25 protein-coding genes and 1 tRNA gene are annotated in these 20,687 nt (G+C 69.7%); 7 read left to right on the top strand and 19 right to left on the bottom strand.

The genetic code is table 11. The features are described from left to right. Positions 1-23: 23 nt before the first annotated feature. From GY24_RS13650 to GY24_RS13640, 3 genes are all read right to left on the bottom strand, one after another. Complete coding sequence (locus GY24_RS13650) at positions 24-1,778, bottom strand: AMP-binding protein (protein WP_104476661.1); 1,755 nt, start codon at positions 1,776-1,778, stop codon at positions 24-26. Positions 1,779-1,855: 77 nt separating this feature from the next. Beyond that, positions 1,856-2,350, bottom strand: a complete 495-nt coding sequence (locus GY24_RS13645; RefSeq protein WP_104476659.1) for a nucleoside deaminase — start codon at positions 2,348-2,350, stop codon at positions 1,856-1,858. Between the two features lie 100 nt (positions 2,351-2,450). After that, positions 2,451-2,984, bottom strand: a complete 534-nt coding sequence (locus tag GY24_RS13640) for a PadR family transcriptional regulator (protein ID WP_202972950.1) — start codon at positions 2,982-2,984, stop codon at positions 2,451-2,453. Positions 2,985-3,022: 38 nt separating this feature from the next. On the opposite strand from GY24_RS13640, the gene GY24_RS13635 reads away from it, so the two are divergent. Beyond that, positions 3,023-3,400 (top strand): hypothetical protein, encoded by a 378-nt coding sequence (locus tag GY24_RS13635; RefSeq protein ID WP_104476657.1) that lies wholly within the window; start codon positions 3,023-3,025, stop codon positions 3,398-3,400. Between the two features lie 27 nt (positions 3,401-3,427). On the opposite strand, the gene GY24_RS13630 is transcribed toward GY24_RS13635, so the two are convergent. The 6 genes from GY24_RS13630 to GY24_RS13610 form a co-directional block, all read right to left on the bottom strand. Continuing rightward, complete coding sequence (locus tag GY24_RS13630; RefSeq protein ID WP_104476655.1) at positions 3,428-4,804, bottom strand: O-acetylhomoserine aminocarboxypropyltransferase/cysteine synthase family protein; 1,377 nt, start codon at positions 4,802-4,804, stop codon at positions 3,428-3,430. Beyond that, entirely contained in the window at positions 4,782-6,005 is a 1,224-nt protein-coding gene (locus tag GY24_RS13625; protein ID WP_104476653.1) for a MalY/PatB family protein, read from the bottom strand. Before GY24_RS13625 ends, GY24_RS13630 begins: the two co-directional genes overlap by 23 nt. Before the next feature lie 145 nt (positions 6,006-6,150). Further along, positions 6,151-6,223 (bottom strand) — tRNA-Arg (locus tag GY24_RS13620). 39 nt (positions 6,224-6,262) lie between these two features. After that, positions 6,263-6,667, bottom strand: a complete 405-nt coding sequence (locus GY24_RS13615; protein ID WP_104476651.1) for an MmcQ/YjbR family DNA-binding protein — start codon at positions 6,665-6,667, stop codon at positions 6,263-6,265. A 77-nt stretch (positions 6,668-6,744) separates the two neighbouring features. Then, complete coding sequence (locus tag GY24_RS17700) at positions 6,745-6,906, bottom strand: hypothetical protein (protein ID WP_161498744.1); 162 nt, start codon at positions 6,904-6,906, stop codon at positions 6,745-6,747. Positions 6,907-7,021: 115 nt separating this feature from the next. Next, entirely contained in the window at positions 7,022-7,420 is a 399-nt protein-coding gene (locus GY24_RS13610) for a VOC family protein (RefSeq protein WP_161498743.1), read from the bottom strand. 86 nt (positions 7,421-7,506) lie between these two features. Between GY24_RS13610 and GY24_RS13605 the strand changes: the two genes are divergently transcribed. After that, positions 7,507-8,229 carry a flavodoxin family protein gene (locus GY24_RS13605; protein WP_104476646.1) on the top strand — a complete coding sequence of 241 codons (723 nt, stop codon included), beginning with the start codon at positions 7,507-7,509 and terminating at the stop codon, positions 8,227-8,229. Between the two features lie 102 nt (positions 8,230-8,331). Here the strand turns inward: GY24_RS13605 and GY24_RS13600 are convergent, their stop codons facing one another. Together GY24_RS13600 and GY24_RS13595 are read right to left on the bottom strand one after the other, a co-directional pair. Then, positions 8,332-8,775 carry a hypothetical protein gene (locus tag GY24_RS13600; protein ID WP_104476644.1) on the bottom strand — a complete coding sequence of 148 codons (444 nt, stop codon included), beginning with the start codon at positions 8,773-8,775 and terminating at the stop codon, positions 8,332-8,334. 142 nt (positions 8,776-8,917) lie between these two features. Further along, a complete protein-coding gene (locus GY24_RS13595) occupies positions 8,918-9,931 on the bottom strand; it encodes an LLM class F420-dependent oxidoreductase (RefSeq protein ID WP_104476642.1) in 1,014 nt (337 codons plus the stop codon). Here GY24_RS13595 and GY24_RS13590 point away from each other — a divergent pair. Then, positions 9,930-11,015 carry an LLM class flavin-dependent oxidoreductase gene (locus GY24_RS13590; RefSeq protein ID WP_104476640.1) on the top strand — a complete coding sequence of 362 codons (1,086 nt, stop codon included), beginning with the start codon at positions 9,930-9,932 and terminating at the stop codon, positions 11,013-11,015. The two genes, GY24_RS13595 and GY24_RS13590, sit on opposite strands and share 2 nt — an antisense overlap. A 190-nt stretch (positions 11,016-11,205) precedes the next feature. On the opposite strand, the gene GY24_RS13585 is transcribed toward GY24_RS13590, so the two are convergent. From GY24_RS13585 to GY24_RS13555, 7 genes are all read right to left on the bottom strand, one after another. After that, positions 11,206-11,958 (bottom strand): GntR family transcriptional regulator, encoded by a 753-nt coding sequence (locus GY24_RS13585; protein WP_104476638.1) that lies wholly within the window; start codon positions 11,956-11,958, stop codon positions 11,206-11,208. A gap of 70 nt (positions 11,959-12,028) precedes the next feature. After that, the gene (deoC, locus tag GY24_RS13580) at positions 12,029-12,739 is read right to left on the bottom strand and encodes a deoxyribose-phosphate aldolase (protein WP_104476636.1); all 711 of its coding nucleotides are present in this window, start codon (positions 12,737-12,739) and stop codon (positions 12,029-12,031) included. A 72-nt stretch (positions 12,740-12,811) separates the two neighbouring features. Next, the gene (gene rbsD / locus GY24_RS13575; RefSeq protein WP_104476634.1) at positions 12,812-13,267 is read right to left on the bottom strand and encodes a D-ribose pyranase; all 456 of its coding nucleotides are present in this window, start codon (positions 13,265-13,267) and stop codon (positions 12,812-12,814) included. A 32-nt stretch (positions 13,268-13,299) separates the two neighbouring features. Further along, the gene (locus GY24_RS13570) at positions 13,300-14,871 is read right to left on the bottom strand and encodes a sugar ABC transporter ATP-binding protein (RefSeq protein WP_104476631.1); all 1,572 of its coding nucleotides are present in this window, start codon (positions 14,869-14,871) and stop codon (positions 13,300-13,302) included. Continuing rightward, positions 14,871-15,899 (bottom strand): sugar ABC transporter substrate-binding protein, encoded by a 1,029-nt coding sequence (locus tag GY24_RS13565; protein ID WP_104476629.1) that lies wholly within the window; start codon positions 15,897-15,899, stop codon positions 14,871-14,873. Before GY24_RS13565 ends, GY24_RS13570 begins: the two co-directional genes overlap by 1 nt. A 103-nt stretch (positions 15,900-16,002) precedes the next feature. Then, the gene (locus tag GY24_RS13560) at positions 16,003-17,004 is read right to left on the bottom strand and encodes an ABC transporter permease (RefSeq protein ID WP_104476627.1); all 1,002 of its coding nucleotides are present in this window, start codon (positions 17,002-17,004) and stop codon (positions 16,003-16,005) included. Further along, positions 17,001-17,918, bottom strand: coding sequence for a ribokinase (locus GY24_RS13555; RefSeq protein WP_104476625.1), 918 nt, complete (start codon positions 17,916-17,918; stop codon positions 17,001-17,003). Before GY24_RS13555 ends, GY24_RS13560 begins: the two co-directional genes overlap by 4 nt. Positions 17,919-18,220: 302 nt before the next feature. Between GY24_RS13555 and GY24_RS13550 the strand changes: the two genes are divergently transcribed. After that, entirely contained in the window at positions 18,221-18,718 is a 498-nt protein-coding gene (locus tag GY24_RS13550) for a GNAT family N-acetyltransferase (protein ID WP_161498742.1), read from the top strand. Positions 18,719-18,856: 138 nt separating this feature from the next. After that, on the top strand, positions 18,857-19,276 hold the full coding sequence (locus GY24_RS13545) for a GNAT family acetyltransferase (protein WP_104476620.1): 420 nt from the start codon (positions 18,857-18,859) through the stop codon (positions 19,274-19,276). A gap of 8 nt (positions 19,277-19,284) precedes the next feature. Here GY24_RS13545 and GY24_RS13540 read toward each other — a convergent pair whose 3' ends face one another. Further along, positions 19,285-19,728 carry an acyl-CoA thioesterase gene (locus tag GY24_RS13540; protein ID WP_104476618.1) on the bottom strand — a complete coding sequence of 148 codons (444 nt, stop codon included), beginning with the start codon at positions 19,726-19,728 and terminating at the stop codon, positions 19,285-19,287. Between the two features lie 174 nt (positions 19,729-19,902). Between GY24_RS13540 and GY24_RS13535 the strand changes: the two genes are divergently transcribed. Continuing rightward, on the top strand, positions 19,903-20,352 hold the full coding sequence (locus GY24_RS13535) for a MarR family winged helix-turn-helix transcriptional regulator (RefSeq protein ID WP_193953591.1): 450 nt from the start codon (positions 19,903-19,905) through the stop codon (positions 20,350-20,352). A gap of 87 nt (positions 20,353-20,439) precedes the next feature. Next, a partial coding sequence (locus tag GY24_RS13530) for an alcohol dehydrogenase catalytic domain-containing protein (protein WP_162496163.1) occupies positions 20,440-20,687 on the top strand: 248 nt, incomplete at its 3' end.

Here is a 20,687-nt window from a genome sequence, read left to right as displayed (position 1 = left end):
CCGTGCGGATCTGCCGCCGGGGCTCAGCCGCGCTTGAGCCCCGGGAAGTCCTCTTCCCGCCACTCGCCCGGCGCGCGCAGGCCGGCCTCGGCGGCCTCGATCTCGCGCTGGCGCAGCTCAACCCTGCGAATCTTCCCAGAAGCGGTCTTCGGGAGCTCGAAGAACTCGATCCGGCGCACCCGCATGTACGGCGGCAGGGCGGCACGGGCGTGCGCGAGCACCGCGAGGGCGGTCGCCTCGTCGGCGACGACACCGGCGGCCAGAGCGATGTAGGCCTTCGTGATGTTGAGCCGGGTGGCATCCGGGGCCCCCACGACGGCGGCCTCGGCGACGGCCGGGTGCTCGATCAGCACGCTCTCGACCTCGAATGGCGAGACCTTGAAGTCGCTGGACTTGAAGATGTCGTCGGTGCGGCCGATGAAGGTGAGCGTGCCGTCGGCGGCGCGGCTGGCGACGTCGCCGGTGTGGAAGAAGCCGCCGCGCATCGACTCGCGGGTGCGCTCGGGGGCGCCGAGGTAGCCGGTCATGAGGTTGAGCGGCCGGGTGGCGAGGTCGAGGCAGATCTCGCCCTCGTCGCCCGCGGTCGGCCTGCCGGTGAGCGGGTCGATCAGCGCGACGTGCACGCCGGGCAGCGGGCGCCCCATGGCACCGGGGACGAGCGGGTTGCCGGGGGTGTTGCCGATGAGCGCGGTGGTCTCGGTCTGGCCGTAGCCGTCGCGGATGTCCAGCCCCCACCACTCGCGGATGCGGCCGATCACCTCGGGGTTCAGCGGTTCGCCGGCCGAGAGAAGCTCGCGGAGGGCGTGCGGCTTGACCCGCACCTCGCTCTGGATCAGCATCCGCCAGACGGTCGGCGGCGCGCAGAACGTCATCACGCCGGCGCGGTCCAGCTGGGCGACGAGGGCGGCGGCGTCGAAGCGGGCGTAGTTGTAGACGAAGACGGTGGCGCCGGCGATCCACGGGGCGAAGAAGCTGCTCCAGGCGTGCTTGCCCCAGCCGGCGGAGCTGATGGCCATGTGCACGTCGCCGGGCTGCACGCCGAGCCAGTACATGGTGCTCAGGTGCCCGACCGGGTAGGAGAGGTGGCTGTGCACGACCATCTTGGGCAGGCTGGTGGTGCCGGAGGTGAAGTAGATGAGGGCCGGGTCGTCGCTGCCGACGGTGTTCTCGATGGCGGATGCCGGCGCGGCCGCCGCATCGGCCATGTCCAGCCAGCCGGCGGGGGCAGCGGTGGCGCTGCCGGCCGCCCCGGCGCCCACGCAGATGCCGCGGTAGTCGCCCGGCACGTCGGCGAACTTGGCGGCATCCGTCGGGTCGGCGATGACGAAGCGCACGGCGGCCCGCTCGACGCGGTCGGTCAGCTCGGCCGGCCCGAGTACGACGGAGCTCGGCAGGATGACGGCGCCGAGCTTGAGCACGGCGAGCATGGAGTCCCAGAGCTCGACCCGGTTGCCGAGCATGAGCAGGACCGCGTCGCCGGGGCGGACGCCCTCTGCACGCAGCCAGTTGGCGAGGCGGTTGGAGCGCGCGCTCAGCTCGGCGAAGCTGTAGCGGGCCTCGCGGCCGTCCTCCTCGACGATCCAGAGGGCGGTGCTGTCGTTGCCGTCTGCGAGCACATCGAACCAGTGCTGCGCCCAGTTGAAGTCGGGGCCGACATCCGGCCAGCGGAACTCGGCGTTCGCCCGCGCCGAATCGGTGCGGAGCTCGAGCAGTTGATCGCGGGCGGCCCGCAGAGCGGTCGTTCCGGGGTGTTCGCGGGTGCTCTCTGCTGCGGCCATTGTTCTATTGTGCCGCGCTTCGCTTTCGAGGCGGTCACACCGCAGCTCGGCGGCTGCGTCTGGCGGCCGTCAGCGGCCTATTCGACGCCCCGCAGTCGAGCGTGGAGCCCGCGGACCTCCGCGCTCAGCTCGGCGTCCGGCCCGGCGACGGCGATCGCCGGGGCGACCGTGTTCACCGGCAGGGGTGCGACGGGGCTCGGCGGGATCCCCCAGTCGCGGTACCACTGCGAGAGTTGCGCACTGCTGCTGGCATAGACGATCCGGCCGAGCCCCACCCAGGCATGCGCGGCCGCGCACATCGGGCAGTGCTCACCTGAGGTGTACACCGTCGCCTGGGCGCGTTGCGCGGGGGTGAGGTGGGTGGCGGCCCAGCGTGCGATCTCAAACTCCGGGTGCCGCGTGTGGTCACCGCCGGCCACCCGGTTGCGGTCGGCGAAACGTTCTTCGCCGTCCTGGTCGACGAGGATCGAGCCGAAAGGCTCGTCCCCCGCTTCGAGGGCCTCGCGCGCCAGGTCCACGCACCGGCGCAAGCGCCGGCGGTCCAGCTCCGTGAGTGTCGAGGAGATCGTCATGGCCCCAGCCAATCACCTTTCGCCCGGAGCCGCCCGCATCGCGGTGGTGGGGATGCACGGGTGCGCTCTGCTGCGGCCAGTGTTCTGGCGCGCCGCCAATTCAGACCTTCGGGCGCATCGGCGGGACGGTCAGGGCGGCGCGGCTCTCGGCGATCCAGGCGAGGGTGGCCCGGCCGCTGTGCTCCCCCGCGCTCACCGTGATGAGGGCGAAGCGCTCGTCGGGGTCGCCCGGGTCGAGCTCGGCCCGGATCTCCGCCAGGGCGCGCAGTTTCTCCTGCACCTCGCGCTCCATCTGGTCGAACAGCTCCAGGCAGCCGTCGATGCCGAGCTCCCGGCCGAAGAACAGGCGCAGCAGCACGCCGTTGCGCGGCGGCGAGCTCTCTGGCGCCTCACGGAGCAGCTCCACCAGGCGCAACCGGCCGGGCTCGGTGAGCACGTAGAGGGCGTTGCCGTCGCGGGCCACCAACCCGGCCGCCTCCAGGCGGGCCAGCGTCGGGTAGATCTGCCCAAAGCTCTCGGCCCAGAAGTGGCCGAGGGTCGAGAGAATCTCCGCGCGCACGCGGTAGCCGGACATCGGCGCCAGCGACAGCGCGCCGAGCACCGCCAGCTCCGTCTGTGATCGTTTGCGCACCATCCCTTGAGTATATCTGGCAGATACAATACGGTCGAGGAATGCCCACACTTGCAGCGTTCGCGGCGACCGCGATCCTCGCCGCCCTCGCCGTCTTCCAAGGCGCGCTCGCCGCCGGGGCGCCGATCGGCCAGTTCGCCTGGGGCGGTGCGCACACCCGCCTGCCCATCGCATTGCGCATCGGCAGCGCCGTGTCGATCGGCCTCTACGCCCTCTTCGCCGTCGTGCTGCTCGATCGCGCCGCCGTGATCTCGGTGCTGCCGGGCGCGGTGAGCGCTGTGGGTGCGTGGGTGCTCTTCGGCTACTTCGTGATCGGCACGGGCATGAACGGGATCTCGCGCAGCCGCGCGGAACGGATGACGATGACACCCTGCTGCCTCGTCCTGGCCGCGCTCACCCTCGCCGTCGCTCTCGCCTGACCGGCCGGCGCGTGGTCGCGGCCGGGGCTACCGCAGCAGCGCCACCCGGTCGAGACCGCGGCGCAGGTCGGCGAGCAGGTCGTCGACCGACTCGATGCCCACCGAGAGGCGCAGCAGACCGGGGGTGATGCCGAGGCGCTCGTTCAGCTCGGCGGGGAAGGACCCGTGGGTGGTGGTGAGCGGGTGCAACACCATCGACCGGGTGTCGCCGATGCCCGTCATCCGGCTGAACACACGCAGCCCGTCGGTGAAGGCACGCGCGCCCTCGATGCCGCCGGCGGCCGTGAAGGCGAACACCGAGCCGGTGCGGCCGTTGTAGTCGCGCTGTGCCAGCTCGTGCAGCGGGCTCTCCGGCAGGCCGGCGTAGTCGACGCCGACGACCTCGGGCTGCTCGGTGAGCCAGCGGGCGATGGTCTGCGAGTTCTCGACGTGGCGGTCCATCCGCAGCGACAGCGTCTCGATGCCCTGGTGCAGCAGGAAGCCGTTGAACGGGGAGAGCGAGGGCCCGATGTCGTTGACGACGGCCTCGCGCACGTACTGGGCGTACGCGGTCGGCCCGAAGCGGTCGAGGTAGGAGGCGGCCCCCGGCCGGGGCGGGTCGGTGAGCAGCGGGTAGCGGCGACCGGTCGCGCTCCAGTCGAAGCGGCCGCCGTCGACGATGACCCCGGACACCCCGGCGCCATGGCCCGAGAGGAACTTCGTGCTGGAGTGCACCACGATGTCTGCGCCGTGTTCGAGCGGGCGCATCAGGTACGGCGTGGCGACCGTGTTGTCGACGACGAGCGGGATGCCGTGGCGGCGCGCCACCTCGGCGATCCGGGCGATGTCGACGACGTCGTTGCGCGGGTTCGGAATCGTCTCGGTGTAGATCGCCTTGGTCTCCGGGCGGATGGCCCGCTCCCACTCGTCGTCGTCGTCGATGTCCCAGACGTAGTCGACGCTCACGCCGAAGCGGCGGAAGCTGCGGCCGAAGAGGATGCGGGTGCCGCCGTAGATGCTCGAGGTCGACACGATGTGCTCGCCCGACTCGGCCAGCGCGAGCAGGGCTGCGGTGATCGCCGCCTGCCCCGATGACACCGCGACGGCGGCGGTGCCGCCCTCCAGCGACGCGATCCGCTGCTCGGCGACGGCGTTCGTGGGGTTGCCCTGGCGGGAGTAGATCGGATTCTGCGACTCACCGGCGAAGCGGGCGACGCTGTCGTCAAAGGAGTCGAAGACGTAGCCGGCGCTCAGGGTGATCGGGGGCACGCGCGCCCCGCGGTTCTGGTCGGAGTAGTCGCCGGCGTGCACCTGCCGGGTGTCGAATCCGCAGCCCTCCCAGTCGAACAGGGGCGCGGCCGGGGCCAGCGGCGCGGCCGCGGCCGTCTCGGCCTGACGGCTCTCAGGCAGTTCGTTGTACGGCATCGCCGGCTCCTTCGGTAACGAGAATTGCGGCGCCTGCGTCATCCGTGGCGACCCGCGCGACGAGAGCGGCGATGCGGGTGATGGCCTCCCGCAGGGTGTCCGGAGAGCAGGCGAGGTTCAGGCGGGCGAATCCGGCGCCCCCGGTGCCGAACGCGGCCCCGTCGTTGAGCGCGACGCGAGCCTCGTGCAGGATGCGCGTGTAGGGCGAGGCGCCGAGCCCCAGACCGCGCAGGTCCAGCCAGGCGAGGTAGCCGGCGCTCGGGCGGTGGTAGACGGCGGCGGGCAGCTGTGCCCGCAGCAACTCGTCGAGCAGGCGGTCGTTCGCCACGATCCGCTCGACCGTCTCCTCGAGCCAGTCGGTGCACGAGAACGCGACGATGTTGGCGTGCAGGCCCAGGATGCTGGTGCGGCACGCCACCTCCTCGGGCAGCAGGTCCAGCAGCCGGGCGGTGGCGGCATCCGCCGCGATGATGAGCGCGCACTTGGCCCCGGCGATGTTCCACGCCTTGCTGGCGGAGGTCACCGTGGCCGCCCGGCCGCCCGCGGAATCCGCGATCGGCGCGAACGGCGTGAAGGTGACGCCGGGGTGCGCGAGCGGCGCGTGCACCTCATCGGAGAGCACGAAGACGTCGTACCTCGCCGCGAGGCGTGCGAGTTCGGCCAGCGTGGCCGGGTCGTGCACCAGCCCGTGCGGGTTGTGCGGGTTGCAGAGCAGGAAGGCGTCGACGCCGCCCGCGAACTCCCGCTCCAGCGCGACCAGGTCGATCGCCCAGGCGCCGCCGACCTCCACCAGGGGCACCTCCACGACGGATGCCGCCGCCTCCTCGACCAGTTCGTAGAAGGGCGGGTACACCGGCGGGGTGAACGCAACCCGCCCGCCGCGCGGCAGCACCAGCCGCAGGGTCTCGACGATCCCCACGCTCACATCCGTGGCCAGGTGCACAGACGCCGGGTCGACGTTCCAGCCCCACCGGTCGCCGGCGAAGGCGGCGAATGCCGGGGCGAGCTCGCCGGGGCCGTCGAGGTAGCCGATGTCGGAGCTGCGCACCCGCTCGACCAACTTGTCCACGATCGCGGGGGCGACGGCGTAGTCCATCTCCGCGACGAACAGCGGGAGCACGTCGGCGGGGAACCGGGTCCACTTGATGCTGCTGCGCTGCTGCCGGAGCGTGTCGGTCGGCGGACACGGGAGGATGTTCATCAATCCAGCATCGCGCAGCCCCGTGCCCGGCGCGATGGGGGCTGTCATTCTCTGACATACGCGGGCACGGAGGCGGCTTCACAGAGCCGGGAAATCTGGGCAACAAAAAACCCCCGCAATCGTGATGATTGCGGGGGTTTGTCTGTGCGCCCGGAGGGATTCGAACCCCCAACCTTCTGATCCGTAGTCAGATGCTCTATCCGTTGAGCTACGGGCGCATGTTGGGCATCTGGGCGAGCTAGGCGCTCAGAAGCAACTTAGTTACTATAGCCCGAGCCGCGCGGTCGCGCCAATTCGAGCAGTCGCGCCTGGCGTGTCACGGCCACCTGCCGGTATGAGGTCTCGATCAATTCGGCCAGGAATTGCCAGTCGGTGCGCGGCTGATCGAAGTCGATCGCGAGCCAATGTGCGCCGTCGTAGTAGGGCGCGTGGAAGAACCGCTCGTCCTGCTCCAGGGAGGGGTGTTCCTCCGGCTCGGTCTTGAAGACGATGGAGTACGGCCGCTGCATCGAGGAGCCCACATGCACGAAGATCGGTTTGCGCGCCCGGAAGGTGGGCCGGCCCCAGGCCTCAACCTCCACCGCCTCGGGCAGGTCGAGGCACAGCTCGCGCACCCGCTGCACGAGCGGGTCGCCGGGTTCGAAGAGCCGCGGGTGCTCCATGCCGACAGACTAGGCGCTGCCGGCGCCTGCGGCACCCGTCGCCGACCAGGATCAATCGACAACGGGTGCCAGCGCAGCTAGCGCTTCTTGACGTTCGTGACAGCGTCGCTGTCTCGCGATGAGGATTCGCTCTTCGCGCGCTTGTCGGCCCGCTTTTCCTTCAGCGATCGCTCCGCCTTCTTGGCAGTCGCTTTTCGTTGAGTTTTCTCTGCCATGGTCGTGCCTCCGTCGAGAGCCACGGTGACCCTGTAGCGCTGAGGCTACGCGGGTTCCCACCGTTGACCGCCGATTCGCGCTCATTCCCTGCTGACTGCCACGTTGGCGGGTTCTGAAAGGCCCCACCGAGGGCTGGCACTAGGTGAAAAGCTGCACCAGCACGATCTGGTTGCCGTACAGGTCGTGCACGTGCGCCCAGCGGGAGCCGGCGTCGGCGCCCGGTGGCTGCGCCGGCACCGTGCCGAGCGCGGCCAGGCGGGCGAGGGCGGCATCCAGCTCGTCGACATAGAGCACGCCGAGCGGATGCCCGCCGGCCTGGTGCCCCACGAGCCGCTCGTCGCCGGGCAGCACCTGCATCAGCCAGAGGCCGGTCTCGCCGCCGGTGCCGAGGTGCAGCAGCCGGAATCCGCCCTCCCCCGGCTCGTCGAAGAGCACCTCGAACCCGAGGCCGTCGCGGTAAAAGGCGATGGCCTCCTCGTAGTCGCGCACCAGCACGACCGTCCTGCCCCAGTGCGCGCCCATTCCTGCTCCCGTCACTTGCCGCCACTGTAGAGGCGGCCGCGCGGGCGCACAACGCCCAGCCCGCCCTAGCCAACGCCGGGCTTCGGTGCTTGACTCCATGCATGAGCTCCCCGACGAATTTCGACTATGCGGGCCTGCGTGCACTGTTCATCAACTGCACGCTCAAGCGCTCGCCAGAGGTCAGCAACACCCAGGGCATCATCGATCTGAGCGCCGGGCTGATGCGCCGGCAGGGCGTGCACGTTGATGTGCTGCGGGCGATCGATCACGACATCGCGACCGGCGTCTACCCGGACATGACCGAGCACGGCTGGGCCACCGACGAGTGGCCGGCGATCTTCGACACGGTGCGCGCCGCCGACATCGTGGTCGTCGCCGGGCCGATCTGGCTGGGCGACAACAGCTCGGTCACGAAGCGGATCGTGGAGCGGCTGTACGCGATGTCCGGCCTGTTCAACGACGCCGGCCAGTACGTGTACTACGGCAAGGTCGGCGGCGCGATCATCACCGGCAACGAGGACGGCGTCAAGCACTGCGCGTCGAACCTGCTGTACAGCCTGCAGCATGTCGGCTTCACGATTCCGCCGGCCGCGGATGCCGGCTGGATCGGCGCGATCGGGCCGGGCCCGAGCTACCTCGACCCGGGGTCCGGCGGCCCGGAGAGCGACTTCACCAACCGCAACACCACGTTCATGAGCTGGAACCTGATGCACCTGGCTGCGATGCTCCGGGCCAACGGCGGCGTGCCCGCCTTCGGCAACCTCCGCCGCGAGTGGGACAACGGCGAGCGCTTCGGCTTCGAGGCGAACCCGGAGTACCGCTAGCCGCGCCTCCAACGACGGATGCCGGGGCGACAGAGTGTGTCGCCCCGGCATCCGGGTGTCGAGCAGAGCGCTCGAGCGAGCTGCTGCGCGCGCGAGGTGGTGTTACTTGGCGGAGCAGTTCGACGCGGCCTCGACGGAGGCGTCCTGCACGGCCGTCGTGGCGGCGATGAGCGCCGGGTCGGTCTCGGCGCCCTCGGCCGGAGCCTCGGTCGACACGGTGGCGACGTAGGCGCCCGCCTCGCCCAGCGCGGCGGAGAACGACGAGAACGCGGCGTCGGCCGCGTCGTTCTCGACGGTTCCGATCAGGGCGTCGACGCGCTCGGTCAGCTGGCCGAAGTAGTCGGACTTGCCGGCCGGGTCGGCGGCGAGGTCGCCGGCCAGGGTGTTCAGGGCGCCGTTGGTGACGTTGCGCACCTCGGAGCAGGCCTCGGCGGACGCGGTGTTGGCGGGGGCCGCCTCGGGGGTTGCCTCAGCGGCGCAACCGCTGAAAGTGAGTGCGGCGCCCAGGGCGAGCGCGGCGACGGTGACCATGCGGGTCGACTTCATGACTGTGTATCTCCTTGGGTGCGTGCAAGCGCAGACGATCGCGTGATGCCTGGTGAGGCCGAACGGATGCCGCAACTGCGCGGCCCGCTTTAACGCGCAAAGGCGCCCCGGTAAGGGCGCCTTCGTCGCTTGCGTATACAGTCTACAGTTCGTCGCCCGCCGAGTCGGCGAGCGCCGGGATCACCGTCCGCTCGAACAGCTGCTGGGTCGAGCGGTCGTACGCCGCCTCGGGGAAGTAGTGGATCGAGTAGCCGAGTCCGTGCGCCTTGCGCTCGAGCAGGCGCTCGATCACCTGTTCCGGCGTGCCGACGCCCGGGGCGCCCGAGTGGTAGTTGGCGTGCACGTACTCGGCGGCGGTGTCCGCCCCGACGTGGCGGGCCATGCGCGCCTCGACGGCGTCGATGCGCTCGGCCACCTCGGCCTCGGTATCGGCGATGATCGTGTTGAAGTTCGAGGAGCGGGTGATGCTGCCGAAGTCGCGCCCGATGGCCTCGCAGTGCCCGCGCAGCACGGCGCTCTTGTGGTCGAACTCCTCGAGCGTGCCGGTGAAGTTGGTGTAGTCGGCGTACTGCGCCGCGATCTTCAGCGTGACCTTCTCGCCGCCGCCGGCGACCCAGATCGGGATGCCGCCCTGCTGGGGCGGCATCGGCTGCACGATGGCCTTGTCCACCTGGTAGTACTGCCCGTCGAGAGTCGCCTCGCCCGTCGTCCACGCCTGCTTCATGATGTCGACGCCCTCGCGGAGGCGGCCGAGCCGCTCGGGGATGCCGGGGAAGCCGTAGCCGTAGGCGCGCCACTCCTGCTCGTACCAGCCGCCGCCGATGCCCATCTCGGTGCGGCCGCCGCTGATCATGTCGACCGTCGCCGCGACCTTGGCCAGGTAGGCAGGGTTGCGGTAGCTCATGCAGGTGCACATCTGGCCGATGCGCACGCGCTCGGTGACGGCGGCGAAGGCGGACATCAGCGTCCACGCCTCGTGCGTGGCCTGGTCGGTGGGCGCCGGCACGGTGTGGAAGTGGTCGTACACCCAGATCGACTCCCAGGGGCCGGCATCCGCCGACTGGGCCAGGGCCCGCATGGTGTCCCAGTGCTCACTGGGGTCGATGTCAACGAGGTCGTGGCGCCAGCCTTGGGGGATGAAAGTTCCGAATCGCATGCTCGGCAGTCTAGGGCGCAGGAATAACGGCGCCATCCCCGACGCTGCACTCGGTGTGAAACGCATCGGATTCCTCTCCTTCGGGCACTACCAGGCCATCCCCGGCTCGCGCACGCGCAGCGCCAGCGACGTGCTGCTGCAATCCATCGAGCTGGCCGAGGCCGCCGAGGAGATCGGCATCGACGGCGCCTACTTCCGCGTGCACCACTTCGCGAAGCAGCTCGCCTCGCCGTTCCCGCTGCTCGCGGCGATCGGCGCCCGCACCTCGCGCATCGAGATCGGCACCGGCGTCATCGACATGCGCTACGAGAACGCGCTCTACATGGCGGAGGAGGCGGCCGCGGCCGACCTGATCAGCGGCGGCCGGCTGCAGCTCGGCGTGAGCCGCGGGTCACCCGAGCCGGCCCTGAACGGTGCCCGCACGTTCGGCTACGTTCCGCCGGAGGGCATGGCGGATGCCGACCTCGCCCGTGTCAAGACCGAGCTGTTCCGGGCCGCCATCACCGGCGCCGGCGTGGCCGAGCCGAACCCGCAGATGACCGGCAGCTACGAGCCGCTCGCGATCGAGCCGCAGTCCCCCGGGCTCGCCGACCGCATCTGGTGGGGCGCCGGCAGCCGCGCCACTGGCCAGTGGGCCGCGGAGCAGGGCATGAACCTGATGAGCTCGACCCTGCTCACCGAGGACACCGGGGTGCCGTTCGACCAGTTGCAGGCCGAGCAGATCGCCATGTTCCGCGCCGCCTGGGCCGAGCAGGGCTGGGAGCGCACGCCCCGCGTCTCGATCAGCCGCAGCGTCATCCCCGTCACCACCGACGAGGACCGGCGCTACTTCGGCGGCCGCTCCAGCGAGAGCCAGGACCAGGTCGGCTACATCGACGGCGGCATCGCCCGCTTCGGCAAGAGCTACACCGGCGAGCCCGACCAGATCGCGGCCGAGCTGGCCGCCGACGCCGCCGTGCAGGCCGCCGACACCGTGCTGCTCACCGTGCCGAACCAGCTCGGCGTCGAGTACAACGCGCGCCTGCTGCAGACCATTGCCGACCACATCGCCCCGGCGATCGGCTGGGAGCCGAACCTGGGCTAGCCCTGCGCGCCACTTTGTCGGGGTCCGCGCCACATAGTGTGGCGCGGACCACGCCGAAGTGGCGCAGGGCGCCCCCGGCCAGAAAGATCAGGCGCGCTTCCTTGGGGGCCGTCGCCGCGTACGCCTACTGTGCGACGTCGGAGAGGGTGTCCGATCGGATGAGGCGCACGGAGCCGGGCATGCCCAGACGCTAGCGCCGCGACAGCAGCGAGGTGACCTGCAGCCGTCCGCTGTGGATCCAGACGTCGGAGTACTCGACGGGGCGGTCGTCGGCGAGGTAGGTCACCTGTTGCAGGTACTGCACGGGCGAACCGGTCTCAAGGTTGAGCTGCGCGGCCACGTCGGCCTCGGCCGCCTGCGCGCTGAAGGTGCGCCGGGCGGCATCGATCTTGAGACCGTAGGCGCCCTCCAGCGTGCCGAAGAGACTTGCCGTCGTGAAGTCGACGCCCTCGATTCCCGGCGCGAGGTCCGTGCGCACGTAGTTGAAGAGCAAGGCGACGGGCCCGCGGTCGGTGCTGCGCAAACGAACCAGCTTCAGCACGGAACCGCCGGCCGGAACGTCCAGCAGTGCGGCGATCGGCCGCGGCGGGTCGGTGAGCGAGCATTCCAAGACCGTGGTCGTGGTGACGATGCCCTGGTTCGCGAAGTCCTCGGAGAGCGTGCTGAGCCTCTGGGCGATGGCAGGCTCGATCGTCGTCGAGGTGACGAACGTCCCGCGGCCCCGCACCTGGCGCAGCAGCCCCTCCTGAATGAGCGTCGTCAGGGCTCGGCGGAGAGTGCCGCGGCTCACGCCGAGGTCTTGAGCGAGCTCTGGCTCGCTCTTCAACCGATAGTGCGCGGGCCACTCTCCCGATGCGATTCGGGAGCGGATGCCCTCTGAGATCTGCGCATGGATGGCGACGGGGGCGTCGCGATTGATCGCTGCGCTCGACGTGGTGCTCACGAAACTCCCTAGGACTCGATAATGCTTACCACCGCCCCGACTGTATACACAATCGGGGCGGTGAGGGCGATCAGTAGCTTGTGGTGTTCTCGTCGCTCGAGTCGGTGACGATCGCGATGCCCGCGCTCGTTCCGAGCAGCACGGCGCCGGCCCGCAACAGCTCGAGGCCCTGCGCGTAGCCCTTGATCGACCCCGAGGCCTTGACCAGCACGCCATCGCGGGCACGGTCGACGAGGAACCGAACGCTGGCCGGGTTCGCGGTCTCGATCTGGCCGCTGCTCGCGTTCTTCAGGTAGGACGCTCCGGCCTCCATGGCGAGCTCGACCGCGGCCTCCTTCTCGGCATCCGTGAGCAGCGGCAGCTCCAGCATGACCTTCACCGGAATTCCCGATGCCCGAACGACGCCCGCGATGTCCTCGCGGAACTCGTCAAACATGCCGCTCTTCAGCCAGCCGAGCTGCACGCCGATGTCGAGCTGGGTCGCCCCGAGCCGCGCGATCTCGGCCGCCTCTGCGGCCTTGCCGGCGCTGGTCATCACACCGACGGTCGGGAAGTCGAGGGCGGAGGCGATGCCGATGCCAGTTCCGGCGAGCTCGGCCGCGACAAGCGGCACCCAGGATGCCGGCACCATGGCGGCGTTGAAGCCGTAGGAGATCGCCTCCTGCGCGTGCGCCACCATCTCGGCGCGGGTTGCCCCGACGTCGATCTTGGTGTGCTGAATGTAGGGCGCCATCTCGGCGGGGGTCAGTGTGAGGTCGGAGTAGTTGCTTGTCTCGGTCACTTGTCTATCTTTCTTTCGTGGCTGTCTGGCATGCACTGCATGCCCGGGGTGGGCGCCGACGACGCCCGGGGTTCAGAGTTTGGATGCGTAGTAGTCGGGGGCGATGACGCCGTCGCCGCCGAACCACCGGGGAACGTCGACGCCGCAGAACAGCCCGATGTTGCCCCACGGCTCGAAGGCCCCGGTGCGAACGATGACCTTCGCCTGCTTGGCGAGCTCGCCGAGCACCTCGGCGTGCGGGCGGGTGGTGAACTCGGCGTCAGCGAAGCGCTCCTTCAGCCAGTCGTCGAGTCGCGGGTTGTTGCTCGGAACGTCGTCGGCGCGCACGACGCCCTCCACGATGATCTCCTCGGCGATGAGGCTGATGACCTGACGCAGGTCGGGGAGATTCGCGGCGATGGCAAGGTCGATGCGGTGGGCGTCTCGGGGAATCGGGAATCCGGCGTCGACGATCAGAATGAGGTCGGTGTGGCCGAGCGTGCCGAGTGCACCGCTCAGTTCGGCGTTGAGGATGCCGTTGCGCTTCATGGCGGTCCTTTCGTTGGGGTTGGGTTGGTGGTTCAGGCGGCCGAGGCGACCGCGCCGGTGGCGAGCGTCATGATCGACTCCTCGGTGGCCGAGGCGGTGTCGACGATGCCGACCAGGCGCCCCTCGCTGAGCACGGCGATTCGATCGGTGATGGTCAGCAGCTCGGGGAGGTCCGACGATGAGCAGAGCATCGCGACGCCGCCCTCGGACAGGGCGAAGAGTTGCTCATAGATCTCCGCCTTCGCGCCGACGTCGACGCCGCGCGTCGGCTCGTCGAGCACGAGCACGGTCGGCTCGATGGCGAGCCAGCGGGCGAGCATGGCCTTCTGCTGGTTGCCGCCGGAGAGGTTGGTGATGGGCTGGTCGATTGTCGCCGTCTTCACCCGGAGCGCCCTGGCGCGCTCGCTCGTGCTGCGGTCGAACGCGCCGCGCCGCACGAGGCCGAGCCGGCTGAGCGCGCGCACCGTGAGCACGCCGATGTTGTCGCCGACGCTCATCGTCGTCAGCAGTCCCTGCGCGCGGCGTTCGCCGGGCACGAAGGCAAGCTTGGCTGCGACGCTCGCGATGGGGCTGCGGTTCTCATAGACGCGGCCCGAGAGCGCGACCGTTCCGCCCGTGCCCTTCTCTGCCCCGAAGATGTTGTGCAGCAGCTCGACCCGGCCGGAGTCCGGCAGGCCCGCGACCCCGAGGATCTCGCCGGGGCGCACCTCGAAGCTGATGCCCGAGTGACGTCGCCCGCTCAGCTCGGCGACCGCGAGGGCGGGAGTGCTTCCGGATCGGTCTGCGGCCGGGTGCAGCTCGGCCCGGCTGGTGAACTGGCCAAGCTCGCGCCCGACCATGGCCGCGACGGCCTGCTCCGGCGTGGTCTCGGAGCGCCGCCAGGATGCGACGTGGCGGCCGTCGCGCAACACCTCGATCTGGTCGGCCAACGCGAACACCTCCGGCATCCGGTGCGACACGTAGAGCAGGGTCGTTCCCCCGGCCTTGAGCTTCGCCATGAGGGCGAAGAGCCGGTCGGCCTCGGCCGGGGTGAGCATCGCGGTCGGCTCGTCGAGGATGAGCACGCGGCAGCCGCGGGCGATGGAGCGCGCCACGACGACCAGCTGCTGCGTGGCCATGTCGAGCGTGCGCACCACGGTGTTCGGGTCGAGCTGGAGCTCGAGCTCGCTCAACAGCTCGAGCGTGCGCCGTATCATCGTGCGCTTCGACGGGAACAGGCGGTTGCCCGGTTCGACCCCGGCGAGGATGTTCTCGGCGACGGTGCGGTCGGGCAGCAGCGAAAGCTCCTGCGGCACGATGGCGATGCTGTGCTCGGTGAGCATGGTGTGCGGGTCGTAGGCGTCGACCTCCCGGCCGAACAGGGTGACGCTCCCGCCGCTCGGCGGCTGGAGACCTGCAAGGATCTTGAGCAGCGTCGACTTTCCGGCGCCGTTCTCTCCAAGCAGTGCAGTCAGCTCGCCGGCCGGAACGTCGAAGCTCACGTCTTCGAGCGCGCGCACCGGGCCGAAGCTGCGGCTGAGGCCGCGGATTCGAATCGCTGGCTGGGTGCCGCCGGCCTGAGCCCGCAGATCTTCAGGGCCGCCGAGGGGCGAGAGCGTCGTCATCAGCCTTCCACCGTTGCTTCGCCGAGGTTCTCCTTCGTGATGAACTGCGCGCCGGTGTCGACGCCGCTGATCGCGGTGCCGTTCGTCAGGAAGTCGTACAGCACCTTGACGGCCTGGAATCCCTGCTCGGCCGGGTTCTGGCTGATGGTGAACGTCACGACGCCGTTCTCGACGAAGTCAGCCGTCGACGGCAGCAGGTCGAAGCCGACCATCGTGATGGCGCCCGCGTTGCCGGACTGCTGGATCCACTGCGCACCGGCGGTGGTGGAGCAGCAGTCCAGGCCGGCGATGGCGACGACGCCGGACTGGCCGGCCATGGTCGACTCGACGGTGTTGTAGGCGGCATTCGGCTCGTTGCCGACGTTCACCGGCCCGACGATCTCCAGCTTGCTGCCTTCCAGGCCCGCCTCGAATCCGCTGAATCGCTCGTGCGACCAGCCGGCGCCGGTGTCGAGGGAGAACACGACGACCTTGCCGGAGGCATTGGCGCCGAGCGCCGCCACGAGCTCCTCAGCCTGCGACTGCCCGGAGCCCTTGAGGTCCTGGCCGACGAAGCCCATCTGCTGCGAATCGGGGTTGTCGGTATTGAAGGAGATGATCGGGATGCCGGCGTCGTAGGCCTGCGCGATGATCGGCTTCAGCGCGTCGCTGGACGCCGATGAAACGGCGAGGGCGTCGACGGACTTCTGCTGGATCAACGTCTGGAGCTCGGAGACCTGCTTGGCGGCGTCGCCACCCGTCGGTCCGATCAACTGCACATCGGCGCCGAGCTCTTCACCGGCCCGCTCCATGCCCTCGCTGATGGGGGTGGCGAAAGCGAGGGAGGGGTCGTGGTAGCTGAGCTTGATGCGCAGGGGCTCACCGGCGTCGATGCGCTCCTGAATGTAGTCGGCGAGGTGGAAGCTGCCGTCGGCGGCTGCGCCGTCGTTGCCGGAGGTGATGGCGCCGCATCCGCTCAGGGTGAGCGCAGCTGCCGTGGCGATGGCGCCGACCGCGAGCAGGCGGCGGGTCTTGGTACGGATGGACATCAATACTCCTTTGGTTGTGTCCGGGCGGGGTGGTGCGGAGGGGTGGTGCAGAGGGGTGGCGCAGAGGGGGCGCGGCCGACCGGCCGACCCGACAAACGGGGACTCAGGCTCTGGTCTTGCGCTTGCGCTGCCAGGTGTCGGCCGCGACAGCGGCGACGATCACGAGACCGGTGACGACGGTCTGCCAGAAGGACGAGATCCCGTTGATGTTGAGGATGTTCTGCAACAGGCCGATGAACGCGACGCCGATGATGGTTCCCCACATCGTTCCGGAACCGCCGAACAGGGCGGCACCGCCGATGATGACCGCCGAGATCACGGTGAGTTCGAGACCCGTGCCGGTCACACCCTGCACGTAGGAGAGGAACGAGAGCCCGAGAACGCCGGCGATGGCCGCCGTGAGGCCGGAGAGCACGAAGGCGGTGAGCTTGACCGTCTTGACGTTGATGCCGACCAGCCGCGCCGCCTCCTGGTTGCCACCGACCGCGTAGGTGTTGAAGCCGAGGCGGGAGCGGGAGAGCAGAACGACGCCCAGCGCCGCGATCACGGCGAAGATGATGAGCTGCATCGGCACGACCCCGAAGAGCCGGCCTTGGCCGAGGAGAGTGAACTCGGCCACACCGGGCTGCTTGGCGCTCAGCGAGATGGGCGCGCCATCCGAGATGAGCAGCGTGATGCCCCGGAACACGCTCAGGCTGCCGAGGGTCACGATGAAGGACGGAACGCCGAGCAGCACGACTGCGAGGCCATTGAGCAGCCCGGCCACTGCGCCGACGCCGAGACCGATCAGGATGGCGACGGGCCAGGCGAGGCCGGCCGCAATCGCCATGCCGGTCGAGATGGCCGCGAGTGCGTAGATCGAGCCGACAGAGAGGTCGATCTCGCCGTTGATGATGACGAAGGTGGCGCCGATGGCCATGATGCCGATCTGCGAGATCTGCTGGCCGACCGAGAGCAGGTTTCCGGACTGCGCGAAGTTCGGCGACAGTACCGTCCCGAGGATGAAGAGCAGAACGAGGGCGGCGAAGACGCCGGCCTCACGCGCGTGGAGGAGCTTGCGGACGTCGAAGGAGGCCTTCGGCGCAAGCACGGAGGTCGCGGTCATCGGTTCGATCCAATCTCGGAGTTCAGCTGGTCACGGGTGGGGAGGGAGGGGATGACGCCGGCGATCGTGACGGCGTGGGCGCCCGCGGCGGCGGCGAAATGCGCCGCGTCGCGGAGGGAGCGCCCCTCGGCGATGGCGACGGCGAGCGCCGCGGTGAAGGAGTCGCCCGCGCCGGTCGTGTCGACCACTTTCTCGACGCGCAACGCCGGAACCTCGGCGGTGCCGTCGGCGTCGGAGACGAGCGCCCCGCGGCCGCCACGCGTGAGGATGGCCGATCCCCCCGTGCGCCGCCGGAGTTCGGTGATGAGCTCGGCGTCACTCAGCCCATGGTCGGGGGCGAGGCCGAGCAACACCGGCGCCTCGGTCTGGTTGGGCGTGATGATGTCGACGAGTGGCCACACCGCGTCGGGGAGCTCTTGGGCCGGCGCGGGGTTCAGCAGCGTGGGCGTGCCGACCTCCCTGCCGATGCGCAGCGCCGCCGTCGCGGCGGCGAGCGGGATCTCCATGGAGACCACGAGGATGTCGGCGGCGGCGATCTCGGCGCGGAACGGCTCGATCGATGCGGCATCCAGTTCGTCGAGCGCCCCCGGGGCGATCGAGATGCAGTTCTCGCCGGTCGGGTCGACGAGGATGAACCCGACCATGGTGGGGGCGGATGTCGTGACGACGTGTTCGGCGTCGACGCCCTCCGCCCGCCAGAGCGCCGTGGCCGCACGGCCGAAATCGTCGGGGCCGATGGCGGTGAGAAACGAGACGTCGGCGCCGAGGCGCGCCGCGGCGATGGCCTGGTTGGACCCCTTGCCTCCGGGGCCCTCCTGGAACGTTCCGCCGGAGACGGTCTCGCCGGGGGCGGGAACGCGGGGAACGCGCATCGTGAGCCCGACGCCGTAACTGCCGACAACTGCAATCTTCATTGATTCGAACCGAACTTCTTTGTACGTGGACAACTATGAACATGGCGAGTATATGTTCAGGGTTGTCCACATGTCAACGCTCGCACCTCGGAGTGCCGAAACAGCGAACATCGGGGTGCACGGCGACCCCCTGGGCCCGGCGACACCCGGTTCGCGCGTGTCACGCGGTCCGGCCCGGCGCACCGGGCAGAGCCGGCGCGTTGAAACCGACTTCCGACGGGGCCTGGAGTCGCCTACTCTACGAGGATGCCTGGGTTGATCGTGTGCAATCGTGCGCCCGCCGCGGGGCGGCGATGAGCCTCGTGCACGTTACCGACGCGACCCGCATTCGCGCGGGAGTGCTGCCCGACGACGTTGAGCTGTGCGCCGAGATCTGGGTGCGCGCCCTCGAGGCGCGCGACGGCACCGTGGATGCCGAGGCGATGGCCGAACGGGTGCGCGCGTCGTTCCAGAACCCGATCGTCCGATTCGCGGTCGTCGATTCCCCGCGGAACGGGTTCGCCCTGGTGGAGTCCGGTCGCGCCGATCCGAGCGAGGCACTGTTGCACTTCCTCGCCGTTCACCCCGGCGGCGCTGGCAGCGGCGTCGGCAGGGCGCTCCTCGCCGATGCGGTGGAACACGCCACACGCGGTGCGTTCCGCTCGCTCACCCTCGAGGTGCGCACGACCAACGTCAGAGCGATCGAGGTGTACACGCGTGCCGGCTTCGTGCCGTTCGGCGGGCAAATCCCGCATCCGCTCGGTGGCGACCCGATGCAGTCGTACCGGCTCGCGCTCGCTGACCAGGCTCCAGGCTCCTGACAGCTCTGAGCCTGTCGTCCCTGCGCCATCCGGGCCGACCGCGCTCTGCGCCAGTTCGACGGCCTCCGCGCCCGTTGAAGTGGCGCACATGCCGCCGAAGTGGCGCAGGGCGCCCCCTCAGTGCCTGAGACTGTTGTGATGCAGATCAGACCCTTCCGCCCCGAAGACACCGACGCGGTCATCGCGCTCTGGCAGGATGCCGGGCTCACCCGGCCCTGGAACGACCCGCGGAAGGACATCGCCAGGAAGGCCACGGTGCAGCCCGAGCTGTTCGTGGTCGCCACGGGTGACGGCGGCCGCGTCCTCGGCTCCGTCATGGCCGGCTACGACGGGCACCGCGGCTGGATGAACTACCTGGCGGCGGCCGATGATGCACGCGGGCTCGGCGTCGGGCGCGCGCTCGTGGCCCATGTGGAGGCGGCGCTGCTCGCGCTCGGTTGCCCCAAGGTGAACCTGCAGGTGCGCTCGACCAACTCCGGGGTCGTCGACTTCTACGAGCACCTCGGCTACCGGAACGATGACACCGTCAGCCTCGGCAAGCGGCTCATCGAGGACTGACCGGCGGCTCAGCGCTCCGGCAGGCGAATCGCGCCGGTGGCCGGGTGCTCGGTGGGCATGCGGTCGCGGTTGTAGGTGATCTGGCTGAAGCCGTGCGGCTGCGGGCGGCCGTCGTCGTCGAGGCTCACGAACACGAGCTTCTCGATGGAGAGGATGACCCGGCGCGTGATCATGTTGCGCACGACGGCGCGCATGGTGATCGAGGTGCGGCCGAAGTGCGTCGCGATCAGCCCCATCTCGATGAGGTCGCCCTGCAGCGCGGAGGCCTGGAACTCGATCTCGGAGATGAACTTGGTCACGACCCGGAAGTTGCCGAGCTGGATGATGGCGTAGATCGCCGCCTCCTCGTCGATCCAGCGCAGCAGGCTGCCGCCGAACAGGGTGCCGTTGGCGTTCAGGTCCTCTGGCCGCACCCACTTGCGGGTGTGGAAGTTCATACCGTCATCGGACATCGTGGGAAGTCGTCGCGCGTTCACGCCTCAAGCGTACGCTCGTGCAATTCGTGGGGGTTGCCCGCAGATGACGGCCGCGTGACGGCCCCTTGCCGGGCGGGCGTGCCGAGCGGGAGTGCCGAGCGGTGCACTACTTAAGTTGTGCACAATGTAGTTGTGTGCAACCATTTACTTATGGCCGTGACTGATGAGATGGTGTGCTTTTCCCTCTACGCGGCGACTCGCGCCACGACCCAGGCCTACCGCCACCTGCTCGAACCGTGGGGGCTCACCTACCCGCAGTACCTCGTGCTTGTGACGCTGTGGCTGGAGGGCGACCAGACGGTGTCCTCGCTGGGCGAGCACCTGCAGCTGGATTCCGGCACGCTCTCCCCACTGCTTCGCAGGATGGAGGAGGGCGGCCTCGTGCAGCGCGAGCGGCGAACCGCCGACGAGCGCGTGGTGACCGTGACGGTCGGCGACCGCGGACTGGAGCTGCGCGCCGAGCTCGCCGGCATCCCGGCCAAGATTGCGGCCGGCACCGGGCTGTCGGACGAGGGGTCCGCCGCCTCCCTCATCGAAACCCTGCAACACCTCACGGAGACGATGCGCGCCGTGAGCGCGCATCCCGCCGCAGAGAGCTGATCCGCCAGAGGCATCGGCCCAGGCATCCGCCCCACATTGACCTCACCACTACAGTCTCGGAGGACTACCCAGATGAGCAACACCACCATGAACGCCCTCGTCCACCCCGAATTTGGCGACCCCGCCGCCGTGCTGAGCCTGCAGGAACGCCCGCTTCCGCTGCCCGGCGCCGGAGAGGTGCGCGTGCGCACGCTGCTCTCCCCCATTCACAACCACGACCTATGGACGGTGCGCGGCACCTACGGCTTCAAGCCCGAGCTCCCGGCGCAGGCGGGAACCGAGGCCGTCGGCGTCGTCGACATGCTCGGCGACGGTGTGAACCACCTGACCCTCGG

The sequence above is a fragment of the Microterricola pindariensis genome, from assembly GCF_002936985.1.
Lineage (GTDB): Bacteria > Actinomycetota > Actinomycetes > Actinomycetales > Microbacteriaceae > Microterricola > Microterricola pindariensis.
This window is presented reverse-complemented; position numbering and strand designations above follow the sequence as displayed.